This is a genomic window from Thioalkalivibrio sp. ALM2T (assembly GCF_000381505.1).
Classification (GTDB): domain Bacteria; phylum Pseudomonadota; class Gammaproteobacteria; order Ectothiorhodospirales; family Ectothiorhodospiraceae; genus Thioalkalivibrio; species Thioalkalivibrio versutus.
In genome coordinates, this window is the sequence record NZ_KB906558.1 from 159,554 (window position 1) to 178,253 (window position 18,700).

The 18,700-nt window shown below is 66.7% G+C and carries 16 protein-coding genes and 1 pseudogene; 14 read left to right on the top strand and 3 right to left on the bottom strand.

What is annotated here, in order from left to right; translation table 11 throughout:
- Positions 1–64: 64 nt before the first annotated feature.
- Both F816_RS0105435 and F816_RS0105440 read right to left on the bottom strand, forming a co-directional pair.
- Complete coding sequence (locus F816_RS0105435; protein WP_018169359.1) at positions 65–673, bottom strand: porin family protein; 609 nt, start codon at positions 671–673, stop codon at positions 65–67.
- Between the two features lie 313 nt (positions 674–986).
- On the bottom strand, positions 987–1,280 hold the full coding sequence (locus F816_RS0105440; protein WP_018169358.1) for a hypothetical protein: 294 nt from the start codon (positions 1,278–1,280) through the stop codon (positions 987–989).
- Positions 1,281–1,622: 342 nt separating this feature from the next.
- On the opposite strand from F816_RS0105440, the gene F816_RS14405 reads away from it, so the two are divergent.
- The 14 genes and pseudogenes from F816_RS14405 to F816_RS0105510 all read left to right on the top strand — a co-directional run bounded on the left by F816_RS14405 (position 1,623) and on the right by F816_RS0105510 (position 17,503).
- Positions 1,623–1,787, top strand: a complete 165-nt coding sequence (locus F816_RS14405; protein ID WP_018146152.1) for a DUF1328 domain-containing protein — start codon at positions 1,623–1,625, stop codon at positions 1,785–1,787.
- Between the two features lie 231 nt (positions 1,788–2,018).
- Positions 2,019–3,893, top strand: coding sequence for a DUF294 nucleotidyltransferase-like domain-containing protein (locus F816_RS0105450; protein WP_019593858.1), 1,875 nt, complete (start codon positions 2,019–2,021; stop codon positions 3,891–3,893).
- Between the two features lie 43 nt (positions 3,894–3,936).
- Positions 3,937–4,200, top strand: coding sequence for a DUF4212 domain-containing protein (locus F816_RS0105455; protein ID WP_019593859.1), 264 nt, complete (start codon positions 3,937–3,939; stop codon positions 4,198–4,200).
- A 7-nt stretch (positions 4,201–4,207) separates the two neighbouring features.
- On the top strand, positions 4,208–5,977 hold the full coding sequence (locus F816_RS0105460; protein WP_019593860.1) for a sodium:solute symporter family protein: 1,770 nt from the start codon (positions 4,208–4,210) through the stop codon (positions 5,975–5,977).
- 204 nt (positions 5,978–6,181) lie between these two features.
- Entirely contained in the window at positions 6,182–8,008 is a 1,827-nt protein-coding gene (locus F816_RS0105465) for a putative nucleotidyltransferase substrate binding domain-containing protein (RefSeq protein WP_019593861.1), read from the top strand.
- Between the two features lie 125 nt (positions 8,009–8,133).
- Complete coding sequence (locus tag F816_RS0105470) at positions 8,134–8,745, top strand: 3'-5' exonuclease (RefSeq protein WP_019593862.1); 612 nt, start codon at positions 8,134–8,136, stop codon at positions 8,743–8,745.
- A 101-nt stretch (positions 8,746–8,846) separates the two neighbouring features.
- Positions 8,847–10,805, top strand: a complete 1,959-nt coding sequence (gene acs, locus F816_RS0105475; RefSeq protein ID WP_019593863.1) for an acetate--CoA ligase — start codon at positions 8,847–8,849, stop codon at positions 10,803–10,805.
- 414 nt (positions 10,806–11,219) lie between these two features.
- Positions 11,220–11,606, top strand: coding sequence for a winged helix-turn-helix domain-containing protein (locus F816_RS0105480; RefSeq protein WP_019593864.1), 387 nt, complete (start codon positions 11,220–11,222; stop codon positions 11,604–11,606).
- A gap of 254 nt (positions 11,607–11,860) precedes the next feature.
- Entirely contained in the window at positions 11,861–12,661 is an 801-nt protein-coding gene (gene modA, locus F816_RS0105485) for a molybdate ABC transporter substrate-binding protein (RefSeq protein ID WP_019593865.1), read from the top strand.
- 6 nt (positions 12,662–12,667) lie between these two features.
- The gene (gene modB / locus F816_RS0105490; RefSeq protein WP_019593866.1) at positions 12,668–13,360 is read left to right on the top strand and encodes a molybdate ABC transporter permease subunit; all 693 of its coding nucleotides are present in this window, start codon (positions 12,668–12,670) and stop codon (positions 13,358–13,360) included.
- Positions 13,357–14,463 (top strand): molybdenum ABC transporter ATP-binding protein, encoded by a 1,107-nt coding sequence (modC, locus tag F816_RS0105495; RefSeq protein WP_019593867.1) that lies wholly within the window; start codon positions 13,357–13,359, stop codon positions 14,461–14,463. The genes modB and modC overlap by 4 nt, the downstream gene beginning before the upstream one ends.
- Positions 14,464–14,575: 112 nt before the next feature.
- Positions 14,576–15,427, top strand: a pseudogene (locus F816_RS14020) (SLC13 family permease); the annotation flags it as partial.
- A gap of 206 nt (positions 15,428–15,633) precedes the next feature.
- Positions 15,634–16,740, top strand: a complete 1,107-nt coding sequence (locus F816_RS0105505; RefSeq protein WP_019593869.1) for a tetratricopeptide repeat protein — start codon at positions 15,634–15,636, stop codon at positions 16,738–16,740.
- A 325-nt stretch (positions 16,741–17,065) separates the two neighbouring features.
- Positions 17,066–17,503, top strand: a complete 438-nt coding sequence (locus F816_RS0105510; protein ID WP_026333143.1) for a GreA/GreB family elongation factor — start codon at positions 17,066–17,068, stop codon at positions 17,501–17,503.
- A 527-nt stretch (positions 17,504–18,030) separates the two neighbouring features.
- Here the strand turns inward: F816_RS0105510 and F816_RS0105515 are convergent.
- Positions 18,031–18,678: an HD domain-containing protein gene (locus tag F816_RS0105515; RefSeq protein WP_019593871.1), complete on the bottom strand. Its 648-nt coding sequence runs from the start codon at positions 18,676–18,678 to the stop codon at positions 18,031–18,033.
- Between the last annotated feature and the right edge of the window lie 22 nt (positions 18,679–18,700).

The following is an 18,700-nucleotide window of genomic DNA, read 5'->3' on the forward strand; positions in this document are numbered from 1 at the left end:
GGCAGTCACCGCGCCTTGTTCGCACGCAAAAGCGACTCGAGCGCGCGATTAAACAAGTGTCTCCCTAGAATCGCCAGCCAACCGAGGCAGTAAACGCGTCGACCTTGTAGTCGCTGTCGAAGTCATAGCGTTCGTACTCGGCGCGAATCAGGAAGCTGTCCAGATTCACCTGCGCACCGAGTCCGTAGACCGGATCCACGCCATCGTTATCACGCAGGGTGATGCTCTCATCACCCAGGTTGCCCCGGACGTCTGCATCCCACTTGGCGAGGCCCGCCTTCGCAAAGAACTCGAAATGCTGCCCGATCGGCAGTTTGCCGAGGACGCTCGCACCATAGGCTCGGGACTTGATGTCGGTATGCGCACCGGACTCGTCACCGCGCAACTTCACCTTTCCGAGATCCGAGTAGAACCCCTCGACCCCTACATACGGGTTGAAGTTGTACCCGACAAACCCGCGCCAGACGTTGTCGTCGTCGTCCAGGCGGTAGTCCGAGGCCCCGGAACCGATGAAATCGGCGACCTCGTCGCGGTCGTTCTTCAGAGCGCTGAAACCGGTACCGAGCCCCATGTACAGGCCCTCGCCCCGATCGGACTCATCTGCCATCACCACCTGGGGCGCCAGGATCCCTGCAGCGGCCACCACAACCGTGTTCAACAAGATCTTTTTCATTTTCGCGTCTCCTTCCTGATCGGCTAGAAATGTAAAACTTCTTGACTGCCATAAAGACGCCGGCGATTTTCCCGAACCACCCCAGGTTGGGAAAGCAGAAATGCGTGACTCATTTTCAAACACGTGCAAAACCGCACCACCCCGAGACCCGACTCGTGATACCGCGCACACCCACAGAACCCAAAGAAAAAGGCTGATGGGCGAACCGCCATCCGCTCATGGCGACCCACCCACCAGCCTTTTGTTTCCTGATTGCTGCATCCGTTTGACCGAATCCCTTTCCGACCCGGCCCCACGGCACGGCGACCACTGATCAGTCCATATCGTGCGCCGGATCCTCCTCGGAGAATGCGTCGTCATGCCCCCCGCGGCCGGATTCGCCCTCTTGCACCTCATCCTCGCGCAGATCCTCGATCCAGCCACGCAGGTCCTCGTCCACCTCCTCGACCGTCTCGTCCACTGCCTCGCCGGCCTCCTGCGCCGGGCCCGGATCGGAACAGCCCGCCAGCATGCCGCCAAGCACCAGGGCTACCGCATATACCGGCAGCGACAGGAATCGCGACGGACCGTCCGCATCCTTGCATGATTTTCGGATAACGCTGCTCATTGCATTTTCTCTCCAGGAGTTCTTTTCCAGGGCGCGCCGATCAATGCCTCCCAATCCATCGAAAAGGCAACATTTTTGTGCCGACGCCGGCGACCTCTATCTCGGCATACACCAAGGCCGTCCTGAACAGGTTCACATTTCCCGACCGGACGCACGTTCATCCGATTGAAAACCCATAACGAGCATCACCCACCTGCCCCCAGTGTGTCCTTGGTGGATACGCCAGGTCGCCCATGGGAATCCGGAACTGAGAACTGGTACGCCAAGCCGAATACAAGAAGCCATGGGTCAGCGAATTCTGGCCTACACTGAAAATTCAAACGAGTCGAAAGGAGAGAACCAATGCTGGGATGGGCACTACTTTTCCTGATCGTTGCGATCGTCGCGGGCGCGCTGGGGCTGAGCGGGATTGCCGGGGCCGCCACGCAAATCGCCTGGATCCTGTTTGTCGTGGGCCTGATCCTGGCGGTGGTGTTCTTCGTCACCGGCAGGCGCCCCCCGGTGTAACGAAGGCTTGCTGACGACCGGGGCGAATGCGAACACGTCGGCATTCGCATTTGCCTCCGTTACGCCGCGGGCCGGTGTAACGAGAAGAAACACGCACGTTACGCAACGTAACGCACGGAACAGACCGCTTGACCACAACCTGCTGATTCGCGCGGGCCAAAGAATTGGCGTGCAACTTGCAGTAGACACCCGAGACGTGAACACCATCACTTTGGGGATGCCGCTACCGCCATGTCCGACGCGCTCGACAGCACCCGGGAGTTCCTCGGCGCCCACGCCCCGTTCGACCAGCTCGAGACGGATGCGCTGGAGTTCCTGCTGCCCCGCCTGGAGAGCCGCTTCTACGCGCGTGGCGCGCGCATCACCGATCCCGAGGCCGGTCCGGCCCAGCGTTTCCACATCATCCGCCAGGGCCGCATCCGCGGCGAGACCCCCAGCGAGGACGAACAGCTCTCCGGCAAGGCCTGGGAGCTGATCCCCGGCGAATGCTTCCCGATCGGCGCCCTGCTCGGTCGCCGCGCGGTACATACCGTGCATCGCGCAGCGGAGGACACCGTCTGCCTGGAACTGAGCCTGGAGGACTTCGACCGCCTGCGCGCTCGTTCGCGGGTCTTTAACGACTTCTGCACGCGCCGCCTGGCCAACCTGCTGGACCGCCTGCAGCAGGGCCTGGACACCCTGTCCGCCCGCGACGGTGGCGCCGGACAACTCAATACGCCGCTGGTCCTGCGCCTGGCGCGCAGCCCGGTTACCTGCCGCCCGGACACCCGGCTGCGCGAGGTCCTGACCACCATGCGCGACGAACGTGTCGGCTCCATCGTCGCGGTCGACGACAACCAGCGGCCGGTGGGCATCTTCACCCTGCATGACCTGCTCTCGCGCGTGGCGCTCGCGGATGTCGACCTCGACACCCCGGTCGCGGCCGTGATGACCCCCGACCCGGTGGCGCTGGAGGAGAGCACCCCGGGCTTCGAGGGTATCGAGGCGATGACCGAGCACGGGATGACCCACCTGTGTGTGGTGCGCGACGGCCGCCTGGTCGGCGTGCTGGGCGAGCGCGACCTGCTGACCAGTCAGCCGCTGACCCTGGACGGCCTGGTGCGCGCGATCCGCCGCGCCGACTCCGTCGCCGCTGTCGCCGAGCGCCTGCGCCAGGTGCCACGCCTGATCGAGGCAGTGGCCGGCCAGGGCGCGGAGGCCGATCAGGTCCTGCGCCTGATCACGCGCCTCAACGAACACGCCACCCGCCGCGTGCTGACCCTGCTGCGCCCGGAACACGAGGCGATCGAGGGCATCGACTTCACCTGGCTGGCGTTCGGCTCCCAGGCGCGCGAAGAGCAGGCCCTGGTCACCGACCAGGACAACGGCATCCTGTTCGATGCCGACACCGGAGACGCCGACGCAATCCGCGAGCGCCTGCTGCCGTACGCGAAGGCCGTGAACCAGGCGCTGGCCGAGTGCGGGTTCACGCTGTGCCCCGGCAACATCATGGCCGGCAACCCGGAGTGCTGCCTGAGCGGCCCGGAGTGGGATCAGCGCTTCACCCGCTGGATCGAGCAAGGCACGCCGGAGCACCTGCTCAAGAGCAGCATCTTCTTCGATCTGCGCGCGGTGGACGGCAATGCCGGCCCCGTCGAGGCGCTGCGCACCCGTCTGCTGCAGAAGACCGCCTTCAACAGCCGCTTTCGGCGCCAGATGGCTGCCAACCAGCAGATGTTCCGCCCGCCGCTGGGGCTGTTCGGCGAGATCAAGAGCGGATCCAACGGGATCGACATCAAAAAGCAGGGCCTCACGCCCTTCGTCGACGGCGCACGGGTGATCGCGCTGGCCGCCGAGCTGCCGGCCACGCGCACCCACGAACGCCTGGACCAGGCTGTGGCAGCGGACGTGATGCGCACTGCCGATGCCCAGGACTACCACGCCGCCCTGCGCTACCTGCAGATGCTGCGCCTGCGTGCCCAGCAAAAGGCGCTGCGCGAGGGACGCGACGACGACAACCGAATCCGGCCGGAAGAGCTGGGTGCCCTGGAGGGACGGGTGCTCAAGGAGAGTTTCCGGCAGGCCCGCAAGCTGCAGGGACAGCTTGAGGTGCAATACCAGCTGTGACGGAACACGGCAAACAACAAAACCTTACGAGAGGAGCATCGTCATGTCACAAGAAGACCTGAGCCGGCAGGCCTACTGGCGGGCGCATCTGCGCCTGCTGGGTATCTGCCTGGCAATCTGGTTCGTGGTGTCGTTCGTGCTGGGCATTCTGCTCTCCCAGCCGCTGAACGCGTTCCAGCTGGGGGGCTATCCGCTGGGCTTCTGGTTCGCGCAGCAGGGCTCGATCTACACCTTCATCATCCTGATCTTCGTTTATGCCTGGCGCATGAACGTGCTGGATCGCAAGTTCAACGTCCACGAGGAGTAAGCCTGTCATGGATCAACAGCTTCTAAGCCTGCTCGTGGTCGGGGCGACCTTCGCCCTGTACATCGGCATCGCCATCTGGGCGCGCGCCGGTTCGACCAGCGAGTTCTACGTCGCCGGGCGCGGCATCAACCCAATCGCCAACGGCATGGCCACGGCCGCGGACTGGATGTCCGCCGCGTCGTTCATCTCCATGGCCGGCCTGATCGCGTTCCTCGGCTTCACCGGGGGCGCCTACCTGATGGGCTGGACCGGCGGCTACGTGCTGATGGCGCTGCTGCTGGCCCCGTACCTGCGCAAGTTCGGGAAGTTCACGGTGCCGGAATTTATCGGGGACCGCTTCTACTCGAAGACCGCGCGCATCATCGCAGTGATCGCGCTGATCGTGATGTCCGTGACCTACGTGATCGGGCAGATGCGCGGCGTCGGGATCGCCTTCTCCAACATCCTGGAAGTGCCACTGGCCACCGGCCTGATCGCCGGCATGACCGTGGTGTTCATCTACGCCGTGCTCGGCGGGATGAAAGGCATCACCTACACCCAGATCGCGCAGTACGTGATCATGATCTTTGCCTACACGGTGCCGGCGATCTTCATTGCCATCACCCTGACCGGCAATCCGGTCCCGCAGCTGGGACTGGGCTCCACCCTGCAGGGGACGGATACCTACCTGCTGGAGGCGCTGGACCAGACCATGGTCGATCTGGGCTTCCACGCCTACACCGAAGTGGGCGGCATGAGCATGCTCAACATGTTCCTGCTGACGCTGGCGCTGATGATCGGTACCGCGGGCCTGCCGCACGTGATCATCCGCTTCTTCACCGTTCCGCGCGTGCGTGATGCCCGCAAGTCCGCCGGCTGGGCGCTGGTGTTCATCGGCATCCTCTACACCACCGCCCCGGCAGTCGGCGCGATGGCCATCTGGAACCTGGTGAACACCGTCCACCCGGGCGAGATCGGCACCGAAGAGGGGCACCTGGCCCATGCGGACCGGCCGGCGTGGATGGAGCGCTGGGAACAGACCGGCCTGCTCGCCTTCGAGGACAGGAACGACGACGGCGTAATCCAGTACTACAACGACGGCAACGAAGAGTTCGCCGCGATGGCGGAAGAGGAATACGGCTGGGAAGGGTCCGAGATCGTCACCCTCGACCGCGACATCATGGTGCTGGCCAACCCCGAGATCGCCGGGCTTCCGGGCTGGGTCATCGCACTGGTCGCAGCGGGCGGGATCGCCGCCGCACTGTCGACCGCAGCGGGACTGCTGCTGGCCATTGCATCGGCCATCTCGCACGACTTGCTGAAGGGCGTGTTCATGCCAAGGATCAGCGAGAAACGGGAGCTCATGGCCGGACGTATCGCCATGGGTGTCGCCATCCTGTTCGCCGGTTACCTGGGGTTGAATCCACCCGGCTTCGCAGCCGAGGTGGTGGCACTGGCCTTCGGTCTCGCCGCGGCCTCGCTGTTCCCGACCCTGATGATGGGCATCTTCATGAAGAAGATGAACAAGGAAGGCGCGATCGCCGGCATGCTGGTGGGTCTGCTGACCACCCTGCTGTACATCTTCACGTACAAGGGCTGGTTCTTCTTCTCCGGCACCGCCATGCTCCCGGACAACCCGGACGGCTGGCTGCTGGGCGTGAACCCGACCGGCTTCGGCGCCATCGGCGCGGTCTTCAACTTCGTCACCGCCTACATCGTGATGAAGCTGACCAAGGAACCGCCGAAGGACATCCAGGACCTGGTGGAAAGCGTGCGCGTACCGCGTACCGAAAGCTGATGGACGGCCCCGCCATGCCCGGAAACATCGGCATGGCGGGGTCCCCGCCACCATGACTGAATGGTCATTCGATAGTAGAAAAGATGGGGTCGGCTCGGGTGCACCGGGTCGGCCCCTTTTATCTGGCACAGTGTCTGCGGGCCAAGCGGCAATCGACCCCACCCCGGTCGATTGCCGGTTGTCCCACCCCACACGGACCCACGCATGAACGGCGAACTCGAAGAGATCCGCGAGTTTCTCGACCACTGCCCTGATCTGGCCCCCCTGCCAGAGGCCAGCAGGGATGCCTTCGTGCGCCAGCTCACCCTGCGCTACCTGCGCGAGGGCACCTACTTCCCGCCGGACGCCGAACCCGGCCTGTGGATCGTGCGCACCGGCACGCTGGAGATCCGCGACGCGCACGACACCCTGCACGACCGCCTGGGCGAGGGCGATCTGGTGCACATCCCCAACACCCCGGCGCACCCGCTGGGCCCGGTCACCGAGGACGCCCTGGTCTACCACCTGCCACTGGATCGCGCCCTTGAGCTGGCCACGCGCGACGGCGCCATCGCCCAGTTCCTCGCCGCCGACGCCCCGCGCCCCCTGGCCACCGACCGCACAGCACACGACGGGCACGGAGACCACAGCCTGCTAACCACGCCGGTGCGCGCCCTGATGACCTCCGACCCGATACTGGCCGTCAGCACGCTCAGCCTGCGCGAGGCGGCGCGTCTGATGGACCGGGCCGACATCTCCGCGCTGCTGTTGCACACGCCCGAGCGCCCAGGCAAACCCTGCGGCATCCTCACCGACACCGACCTGCGCCGTGCGATCGCCAACGGCGTGGACCCCGGCCAGCCCGTTGCCGAATCCATGGCCAGCCCGCTGACCACCGTTGACCGCGGCACCCCCGCCTTCGAGGCCCTGCTGCGCATGGCGCGCCACGACATTCACCACCTCCCGGTCGTCCACGAGGCCGACGGGGCGCTGGCCGGCATCCTCTCCAGCACCGACCTGATCCGCCACCAGGGCACCAGCGCCGTCTATCTGGTACGCGACCTGCGCCGGGCCGACGACCTCGCCGGCCTGCAAGGCGTGATGCAGGCCCTGCCCCAACTGCAGGTACAACTGGTGGAGGCCGGCGCCGATGCCACCCAGCTCACCCAGACCGTGACCACGGTGATCGACACACTCACCCAGCGCCTGATCGAGCTGGACGAACGCGACCGCGGCCCGGCCCCCTGCGCCTTTGCCTGGCTTGCGAGCGGCAGCCAGGGGCGCCACGAGCAGACCGTGTTCACCGACCAGGACACCGCACTCATCATTGCCGACAACGCCTCGCCGGACGTCGACGCCTGGTTCGCGGAGCTTGCCCGCGGGGTGACCGCCGGCCTCGACGCCTGCGGCATCCGCGCCTGCCCCGGCGATGTCGATCCGACCCATCCCGACTGGCGCCGACCCGCGGCCGACTGGGCGCGGGAGATGGAACGCGTGCTGCACCACCCGGCCCCACGCGATGCGATGCTGGCCACCCACTACCTCGACATGCGCGTGATCCACGGTGCGGCCGAACTGTTCGAACCATTGCGCCAACAGGCATTGGAGGTTGGTGCGCGCCACGAGGCCCTGCTGAGCACCCTGGCCGACCAGGCGCGCAACCTGCCCCCGCCGCTCGGCTTCTTCCGCCAGTTCGTGCTGGAGGACAGCGGCGCACACGCCGACACCCTCGACCTGAAGATGCGTGGGCTGCTGCCGATCGTCACCATGGCACGAGTCTTTGCCCTGCACGCCGGCAGCGCGGCACGCAGCACGGTGGAACGACTAAGCGCCGCGGCCCGGGCGGGGGTTATCAACGAGAGCACGGCCGACAACCTGGCCGATGCCTGGCTGTACATCGCTAACCTGCGCGCCCGCCATCAGGCTCGCCAGATCCGCAACGGTCAGCCCCCGGACAACGCGCTGGACCCGGCCGGACTGTCCACCCTGGAGCGCAGTCACCTGAAGACCGCCTTCCGCCTGGTGAACGACGCCCGCAAGACGGCCCTCTGATGGTCTGCCCTCTGCACGCTGCCGCATGGCTCCGCCCGCCTGGCCACTGGCGCTTCTGCCGCGCCCGGCGTCGGGCTGCGCACCGCGCCCCGCCGGGCCCGCTGCGCGAGCTCCTCGAGGCCCCCATGCCGCCCGCCGGCCAGCCGGTGGCCGCCAGCCGCTTTCTCGCAGTGGATCTGGAAACCACCGGCCTGGACCCGGAACACGACCGCATCCTGAGCATGGGCTGGGTGGCGATGGAGGGCCCGCGCATCGACCTCGCCACCGCGGACCAGCGCCTGGTGCGCGCCGAAGGGCCAGTCCCGGAGGCCAGCGCCGTCATCCACCGCATCACCGATCAGCGCGCCGCCAGCGGGGTACCGCTGGACGAGGCCCTGAACGCCCTGTTCCACGCGCTCGCCGGGCGCGTCATGGTGGCGCACCACGCGGCCCTGGAGATCGGCTTCCTCGAGCAGGCCTGCCAGCGCCTGTACGGCGTGCGCGCCCCGCTGGCCATCGTGGACACGCTGCGCCTGGCGGAGACGGCCCTGCGCCGCGCCGGCCAGCCGATCCCGGCGCACGGGCTGCGCCTGCACACCCTGCGCGCGCGCTACAACCTGCCGGCCTATCGCGCGCACGACGCGCTGTTCGACGCCATCGCCGCGGGCGAGTTGTTCGCCGCACTGCTGAGCCGGCAAGCGCCGGACGGAAAACTGCCGCTCGGGCGCGTGCTGTTCCGCCCCGCGTGGCTCTGGTAAGCGCGGCCAGCGCACGATTCGCATGCTATCCTCGCACCCACCCAAGGGTTGGCTGTCGGCCACTCCCATACCCCATACCAAAAACCGATCTGGAGGCCCTGATGAGTGACAACATCGAGTCCACCCTCACCGAGACGCGCCACTTTTCGCCGCCGGCGGAGTTCACCGAAAACGCCCGCCTGAAGCCGGCCGATCTCGAGGCCCTGCACCAAAAGGCCGAGGCCGACTACGAGGGCTTCTGGTGCGATCTCGCGCGCGAGAAGATCGACTGGCAGACCGAGTTCACTCAGGGCCTCGATGACTCGAAAGCGCCGCATTACCAGTGGTTCGCCGACGGGCGCATGAACGTCTCCTACAACTGCATCGACCGCCACCTCGAAGTCCGCGGCAACAAGACCGCGATCGTCTTCGAGGCGGAGAATGGCGAGACCCGTCACCTGAGCTATCGCGACCTCTACAACGAGGTGGGCAAGCTGGCCAACGCCCTCAAGGGCATGGGCGTGGAGAAGGGCGACCGCGTCATCATCTACATGCCGATGAACGCCGAGGCCGTCATCGCCATGCAGGCCTGCGCCCGCATCGGCGCGGTCCACTCGGTAGTGTTCGGCGGCTTCTCCGCGGACGCCCTGCGTGACCGCGTGGTGGACTCCGGCGCCAAGGCCGTGATCACCGCCGACGGTGGCGAGCGCGGCGGCAAGGTCGTGGGGCTCAAGGCCAACGTCGACAAGGCCCTGGACTCGAACCCGGGCGACGTCGAGAAGGTCATCGTCTGCAAGCGCGCTGGCAACGACGTGATCATGCACGACAACCGCGACGTCTGGTGGGACGACGCCGTGGACGGCGAACCCGTCGACTGCGAGCCCGAATGGGTGGAGGCCGAGCACCCGTTGTTCCTGCTCTACACCTCCGGCTCCACCGGCAAGCCCAAGGGCATCCAGCATTCCAGCGCGGGCTACCTGCTGGGCGCGATCGTCACCAACCAGTGGGTGTTCGATCTGCAAGGCGACGACGTCTACTGGTGCACCGCGGATGTCGGCTGGATCACCGGCCACACCTACGTCGCCTACGGTCCGCTGGCCGTGGGCGCCACCCAGGTCATCTACGAAGGGACCCCCACCGTCCCCGACGCCGGGCGCTGGTGGAAGATGTGCCAGGACCACGGCGTGACCGTGTTCTACACCGCCCCCACCGCGATCCGCGCGCTGATGAAGGCCGGCCCGGACCTGCCCAAGCAATACGATCTGTCCAAGCTGCGCCTGCTGGGCACCGTCGGCGAGCCGATCAACCCCGAGGCCTGGATGTGGTACTACACCACCGTGGGCGAAGAGCGCTGCCCGATCGTCGACACCTGGTGGCAGACCGAGACCGGCGCCAACATGATCGCCCCGATCCCGGGCGCGACCACGCTGGTCCCCGGCTCCTGCACCCAGGCCCTGCCCGGCATCGCCGCCGACGTGGTGGACGAGGACGGCAACAGCCTGGGCGCCGACGAGGGCGGCTACCTGGTCATCAAGAAGCCGTGGCCGCACATGCTGCGCACCGTCTGGGGCGACGACCAACGCTACAAGGACACCTACTACCCGAAGTTCGGCGGCAAGTACTACCTGGCCGGCGACTCCGCCCGCCGCGACGCCGAGGGCAACTTCTGGATCATGGGCCGCATCGATGACGTGCTGAACGTCTCCGGCCACCGCATGGGCACCATGGAGGTCGAATCCGCCCTGGTCGCGCACAAGGCGGTCGCCGAGGCCGCCGTGGTCGGCCGCCCGCATGACGTGAAGGGCGAGGCCATCGTCGCCTTCGTCATCCTGCAGGGCGACCGCCTGACCGGTGACGAGGCCGAGGCGATGGTCAAGGAACTGCGCAACTGGGTCGCCGATCAGATCGGCCCGATCGCCAAACCGGACGACATCCGCTTTGCCGACGGCCTGCCCAAGACCCGCTCCGGCAAGATCATGCGCCGCCTGCTGCGCTCCATCGCCAAGGGCGAGGAGATCACCTCCGACACCTCCACCCTGGAAAACGAGGCGGTCATCCCGCAGCTGCAGGGCAAGGCCTGACATCGGGACAGCCCCAGGAGATCGCCACGGCGCGCTGCGCCTCGCGATGACGGTATAACAAGCACCGTCATTGCGAGGAACGCAGTGACGAAGCAATCTCCATGGGGAACCCACCGGCCCCCAGCGCCTTCCCGGCGTCAGGGGATTGCCACGTCGGCTTCGCCTCCTCGCAATGACGCCCCTCCATGCCGTCATTGCGAGCGCAGCGAAGCAATCTCCGGAAGCTGGCAACACGCCGAGATCCGTCGGTTACGAACGCAGGTGACTCGCGGCGCTCGCCCTTCGGGCCGACAGGCGGCCCTTCAACGCCGCTTTGCTGCGTTTGCACTTCGTCGCTGCGCTCCTCGCAATGCGAGGGGTCTATCATTCGTTGTGCAGATCTCCTGCTCTCACTGAATCTCAACACGGCCGCCCATGACAACATCCCGCTCCGATGCCCGATCCACAGACCCCCAGGCCCCGCGCCTGCGCGTGCTGCTGGGCGAGGTGACGGCCATGGGCCCGGGCAAGGCCATGCTGCTGGAGGCCATCCGCGACAAGGGCTCGATCTCCGGGGCTGCGCGCAGTGTCGGCATGTCGTACCGCCGCGCCTGGGACCTGGTCGAGACCATGAACCAGAGCTTCCGCGAGCCCATGGTAGCCACCGCCAAGGGCGGCTCCGGCGGCGGCGGGGCCCAGGTCACCGCCTTCGGCGAGACCGTACTGGCACGCTACCGCGACATGGAACGCCAGGCCTGCGAGGCCCTGCGCGACGAGCTGCACGCCTTCGCCGACTTCCTCGCCGACGACCCCAAGCCGTAACCCCGACCCCAGCCTTGACGGGTCTCCCTGGCCCCCGCATCATTGCGCCTACCGATATGCAAACTGAAATATAACGAAACGCATATCCACCCAGACAAGAGCCTCGTCACTGCGAGGAGCAACGCGACGAAGCGCAAAAGCAGCGAAGCTGCGTTGAACGGCCAAAGGCCGGCCCGAAGAGCAAGCGCACCGAGTGGTCGCCAATGGAACCACCAGAGCCCACCAAGACCCAGCCACAGGGAACAACCTACACCATGCACCTGCGCGCCCTCCTTCTGACCCTGCTGCTCCTTCTACCCGGCCTGACCACCGCCAACGGCCCGCTGACCATCGCGGCCGCCTCCGACCTGCGCTTCGCCCTGGACGAGATCCTGGACGCCTACCGCGAGGCACACCCGGGCGACGCTGTACGCGTCACCTACGGCTCCTCCGGCCGCATGACCACGCAGATCATGAACGGCGCCCCCTACGACGTGTTCTTCTCCGCCGATATCGCCTACCCGCAGAAGCTGCACGCCGAAGGCCATGCGGTGACCGAGCCGGAGGTCTATGCCATCGGCCGCATCGTGCTGTGGAGCAACCGCATGGACGCCTCGGAGATGACGCTGGAAGACCTGCTACGCGACGACATCCGCCGCGTCGCCATCGCCTCGCCCACCCACGCGCCCTATGGCGTGCGCGCGATGGAGGCACTGCAATCCGCCGGCGTCTGGGACGCGCTGCAACCGAAGATCGTCAACGGCGACAACATCGCCCAGACCGCGCGCATGGTGCAGGCTGGCGGCGCCGAGATCGGCATCATCGCCCTGTCACTGGCCGAGTTCCCGGATCTGGCCGAACACCCGCACTACCTGATCGACGACGCCCTGCACGCCCCGCTCACCCAGGGCTTCATCATCACCCGGCGCGGTGAACACAACGACACCGCCCATCGCTTCGCCGACTACATGAACGGCGACACCGCCCGCGACGTCATGCGCCGCTACGGCTTCGTGATGCCCGGCGAAGAGCTCCCCGAAAACGGACCCGCCAACCCGGCCACAGCGACCCCGTAACCCGTCATGTTCGAGTTGAGCCCCACGGACTGGATGGCGATCGAGGTGACCCTCAAGCTCGCGCTGTACACCACGCTGATCCTGCTGGTCATCGCCACCCCCATCGCCTGGTGGCTGGCCAATGGCCGCGCCCCCGGCGGACTGCGCACCACGGTGCAGGCCCTGGTGGCCCTGCCGCTTGTACTGCCGCCCACCGTGCTCGGCTTCTATCTGCTGGTGCTGCTAGGCCCCGCCGGCCCGGTCGGCAGCACGCTGGAAAACCTGGGCCTGAACCACCTGGCCTTCACCTTTCAGGGCATCCTGATCGCCTCGGTGATCTACTCCCTGCCGTTCGCCGTGCAGCCGCTGCAACAGGCCTTCGCCAACCTGGGCCGTCGCCCGACCGAGATCGCCGGCTCGCTGGGCGCCGGCCGGCTGGATCGCTTCTTCACCGTGGTCCTGCCGATGTCGCGCGGCGGCTTCATCGTCGCCGCCACGCTCGCCTTCGCCCACACCCTCGGCGAGTTCGGCGTGATCCTGATGCTCGGCGGCGCGATTCCCGGCGAGACCCAGGTCCTGTCCATCCTGATCTACGACCACGCCGAGGCGATGGACTTCACCTCCGCCCACCGCCTCTCCCTGGGGCTGCTGATCTTCGCCTTCGTGGTGCTGTTCGTGGTCTACGCGATCAACCGCCGCTTCGACACGGTGCGCCTGTGACCCGACCCACGAGCGAAACACTGCGCATACAGGCCCATCTGGAACGTCCCGGCTTCGCGCTGCACGTGGACACCGCCTTCCCGCTGGAGGGCGTCACCGCCCTGTTCGGCCGCTCCGGCTGCGGCAAGACCACCCTCCTGCGCATCATCGCCGGCCTGGAACACCCGCCCGGCGCCGAGGTGCACTTCGGCGAGACCACCTGGCAATCCGGCAAGACCCTCGTCCCGCTGCACCGCCGCCGCGTCGGCCTGGTGTTTCAGGAATCCACCCTGCTCCCGCACCTGTCCGTACGCGGCAACCTGCTCTACGGCTACAAGCGCACCCCGGAACCCCTACGCCGGCTGCACCTGGCCGAGGTCGCCGACCTGCTCGGGATCACGGAGCTACTGGAACGCCGCGCCGACCAGCTCTCCGGCGGCCAGCGCCAGCGCGTCGCGCTGGGCCGCGCCCTGCTGATCAGCCCCGACCTCCTACTGCTCGACGAACCCCTGAACGCCCTGGACACCCAGACCAAGCGCGAGATCATGCCCTTCCTCGCCCGCCTGTCGGACGAGACCGGCATCCCCACCCTGCTGGTCACCCACGCCCCGGACGAAGTGGAACGCCTCGCCCACCGCGTCGCCTTCATGCACGACGGCCAGCTCGAACGCCTGGAACCCCTGCGCGACGCCCTCGTCCGCGCCGATTCCCCCCTGTTCCGCGACGAAGGCGCCGTGTCCGTCCTCCAGGGGCCCCTGGGCACCGCCGACGACCACGGCCTGTGCCCATTCGGCCCGGACGCAGCCCGCTACTGGATCCCGGCCGGCCCCGGAGGCCGATGCGAAGGCCAAGAGAATGCCCGCCTGCGCATCGACGCACGCGACGTCAGCATCGCCCTGTCCGCCCCGCACGACGTCTCCATCCTCAACGTCATCCCCATCACCATCGAGGCGCTGCATCCAGCACCCGGCGGCCACGGCCCCGCCCGCGCCCTGGTGGTCGCCCAGCAAGGCGACGGCCAGAACCTCATGGCCGAAATCACCCGCCTCTCCGCCGACCGCCTGGGCCTGCGGCCCGGCATGCACGCCCACGCGCTCATAAAGTCGGCCGCGCTCCTAGACTGAACCGACCAGGCCCAGCCAATCCGCCACGTAGCCCTGAACGTCCGAGATACGATTCAGTTCTTACGTTTGGCCCTACCAGCCGCACAGGGGCAAAAGGCAAGGTCTGACCCCACTTTCTTGGGAAGAGGCCATAGTGACGCCGGAGTCACGCCTGGTGGGCACCACCGCCAGTGCCCTGGAATTACGCCAGCGCTATACAGTGAATGTGCTGGCAGTCGCACGCCAGGGCGTTCGCCTGCACGAGCGGTTGGACCATGTGCGCTTTCGGGCTGGCGACATCCTTCTGGTGCAGGGAAGTGAAGAGCTGCTGCCGAATGCGCTGGGTGAGCTCGGCTGTCTGCCATTGGCCTCGCGCGGGCTACGCATCACGCGTCCGCGCAAGGTGATCCTGGCCAGCAGCCTGTTTGCCCTCGCCCTGGGGCTGGTGGCGCTGGGTTGGCTCCCGGCCGCACCGGCCCTGGTCGGGGCGGCGGTGGCCATGGTGCTGGTCGGGTTGATCGGGCCGAGCGAGGTGTATCGCGGGATCGAATGGCCGGTCATCGTCCTGTTGGCAGCATTGCTGCCAGTAGGACAGGCGCTTGAGACGACCGGCGGCTCGCAAGTGATTGCGGACGGCCTGTTCGCGTTGGGCGAGAACGCCTCGCCCGCGTGGATGCTGGCGTTGTTGATGGCCGTGGTCATGCTGCTGTCGAATGTGATCAACAACGCCGCAGCGGCGGTGCTGGCAGCACCGGTGGGGATTGCGCTGGCCCGGTCGATGGAGGCCGCGCCGGATCCATTTCTGATGGCGGTGGCGATTGGGGCCTCCTGCGCCTTCCTGACGCCCATCGGGCACCAGTCGAACACCCTGGTCATGGCGCCGGGCGGCTACGAGTTCCGCGACTACTGGCGTATGGGCCTGCCGCTGTCGCTGCTGGTGATCGTGACCGCCGTGCCGCTGATCCTGTGGGTGTGGCCGCCGTAGGATTCGTTGCCCGACCCAGCCCAGGAAGAGCAGCAAGAGGACACCCACGATGGCAGAGATCACCTAACTCTCCGTTGATCGCCGGGGCTGCGGGTGGGCCTGCGTGTCAACTCTCTATACCCCCCGTGGCGAGGCCCACGTCTTGCTTGCGGTTGGCTTCCCGGGCTGTATCCTCGGTCCGTGAATCACCAACGAGAGCATCAGCTATGGACACGCCCACCAACTCCCCCGGCCCTGCGAATCCCGCAGGTCCGAGCGGTGCCGACCACGACGGCTTTACCGCCTTTGAACGTGGTGACTACCGAGCCGCCCGCGACATCTGGGAGTCCGGCTCCGATGCGGGCTCGGCCTGGGCACAGTTGGGCTTGGGGATACTTTATGCCGACGGCCTGGGGCTGGAGGCCGATCCGGAGCGCGCGCGCCAGTACTGGGAACAGGCCGCGGAACAGGGGCTGAGCGACGCCAGTTTCAACCTGGGCGTGATGGCCGAGACGGCCAGCCCGGTGGATACCGAGACGGCCCAACACTGGTATCGGCGCGCGGCGGAGGCTGGACACGTCGTGGCGCAGAACAATCTGGCGGTGCTCCTGCTGAACCAGGGCGGCGACGCCGCCAGCACCGAGGCCGTGCAGTGGTGGAAACGGGCCGCTGAAGGCGGCGATCCCGATGCCCTGAACAGCCTCGGTGTCGCGCACCAGCAAGGCAGCGGCTGCGAGCGCGATCGAGCCGCGGCAGCCGAGTACTATGCCCAGGCGGCCAAAGCGGGCCACCGCGACGCGGCCTTCAACCTCGCCCGCGCCCTGGAACAGGGCGATGGAGTGGACGCGGACCTGACCGCCGCCGCCCGCTGGTATCGCCAGGCCGCCGAGGCCGGGGACCCCGACGCCGCGGCGAAACTGGGGAATCTCTGCCGCGATGGCAAGGGCACAAAGGAAGACATGGAAGCTGCCGCTCACTGGTATCGGGCGGCGGCCGAAGCGGGCCACCCCCAGGCCCAGGCCAATCTTGGGGTCCTGCTGGATCGGGGCCTGGGGGTACCCCGGGACCAGTCGGCGGCGGCGCGCTGGTATGAAGCCTCTGCCCGGCAGGGCCTGGCCCCGGCGCAGTACAACCTGGGCATCGTGCTGGCCGACGGCCATGGTGTGGAGGTCGACTATGTCGCCGCCTGGGTCTGGTTCGCGCGCGCCGCCGATCAGGGCCACAAGCCGGCGGCCGAGGCGCGCGACTACATCCACCAGCAACTCACCCCGGAGCAACGCGCGGAGGCCGAGACGCGCAAGACCGAACCCTTCGGTCCGCCCATCACTCGATAGGCGAGCGCGCACGCGCCGATCCCGCATCTTGCGCCTGGCGATGCGAGGCCACGGCACGGTTGTAACGAGAAGGACAGGGACAGGCACCATCCTGTTGAGCCGGGAACGCCGGACTCTTATACGCACACGATAACTGCCACTATTCGTGCGGATTTGCCTTTGTTGAGGGAGCTGTCTAGCATCCGGCTTTCGTAACGACAACCCCCGCAATACTCGGTCTGGAGTCCCAAACGCCATGAGAACTCTCGCTTAGGCCGGGCGCCGTTTCCTCGTTCGTGCGCCCGGCCAACCCCCTTCTTCTTGTTTCTGATCAGGAGATGCGACCGTGGCGCGCAACAACCCGTATTACCTTCGGCCAGCCGCCGATACCCGAACCCATCAATGGATCCGGAAGGACTACTGCGGAGCTATCGGCACCCCGATGGAACTCGCCTGCCTTCTCGAGAAGCTCGACGATGGAAGCCAAGCGACAGCAACCCGCGGGGAGCCCATCGCCAGAGTAGGCTCCCGGGTACAACTACTGGATCTGCAAACCGAGGAGACGTTTGTCGTCGAACTCTGCGAGCCGGAAGACGCGAGACCCGAACAGGCGAAGATATCCATCCTGTCGCCGCTTGGCGCACGTTTGCTGGGGCTCCAACGGAACGGGACCGCCGAGGTCTCCCTCCTGCGGAGCCGGCTGCGGTTCATGGTGGTCAACATACTTCGCTCCGACGAGCGGACACCGCAACACCCGGATGAAGCCGATCCGGAAAAGGGCTGACAAGCGCGACGGGGTCGGACCACGACAAGAGCCTGAAATACTTTCGGTTGCCACATTATGGGGTCGGACCACGATAAGAGCATAAAAGACCGACGGTTATCGCGATATTCATGCTCAGAAAACCCCTTAAACGGCCAATTTCTCGGGCGAAAATGGCCAACTTGCTCGCAGACAGACGGCAACGCTGTGGCATGGGGTCACTGTGGCACTGTGGCATGGGGTCACACCTTGCCTTTTGCCCCTGTGGTGAAGGCAGAGAAAAATGTGGCATGGGGTCACACCTTGCCTTTTGCCCCTGTGGTGAAGGCAGAGAAAAAGACCAGGTCTGCCCCCTTCCTTCCCGATGCGCGCAAGCGCCGAGCCTCCAGTTAGTGGTCCATCACCCGGTCGGCACGAGGACCACGAGTGTCCCCGGCGAGTGAGGCCAACGCTGCTGGGGACGGTGTCAGACCCGCGCAAGAAACAATCCGCCGCCGACCGCGATAATGGGGACCGGTTTCTGTTCCTGCGCGGTTCGGGCTGTCGCTTCACCCGGCCGCAGCCGTGTCCTGGTTGCTGGTTCCTTCCCGAATACCACGCCCCACTGTGACATCGTACCGGCGCAGGGGAGAGCGCCGTGCGAAGGGGCAGTTTCGGCGCCAGTCGGCGTCCTTGTCCGCCATTTCCGGGTGCATGGCCGGTGTCAGATCCCGCAACTGGCGCCAGAGCGACGGGTCGCCGCCCTCCAGCACCTCCAGCCAGGCCGCCTTCTCGCGAACCAACACCGGGGTGAAGGCACGATCATGCATGAATACGGTACAGGCCAGATCGATCAGCTGGGCCAGTTTCACGGTCTTGGCCGGGGCCGTCGCCCGCGCCAGGTGCGCCCGGTCGATCGCCTTGCGCTGGGCACGGTTGCCGTCCTTCGAATGACTCACGTCACTGATCATCACCACCATTTCTGCGACCTCCGCACCAAACAGCCGCTCCAGGGTCTCCGGTTTTACCCCGGTATCCCGAATGGTGTCCTGCAGCCAGACGGCCGCCCGCATGCACTCGGTGTGCTGCACCGAACGCAGCAGTTCCACAACCCGCGCCGGATGCACGATATAGGGCTCGCCGGTATACCGGCAGACGTGCTCGACGCGCGCATGCGCGGCAATGGCGAAGGAACGGGCGCGTTGTTCCAGCTGCATGGGTTGATCCGGAAGGGTGTGA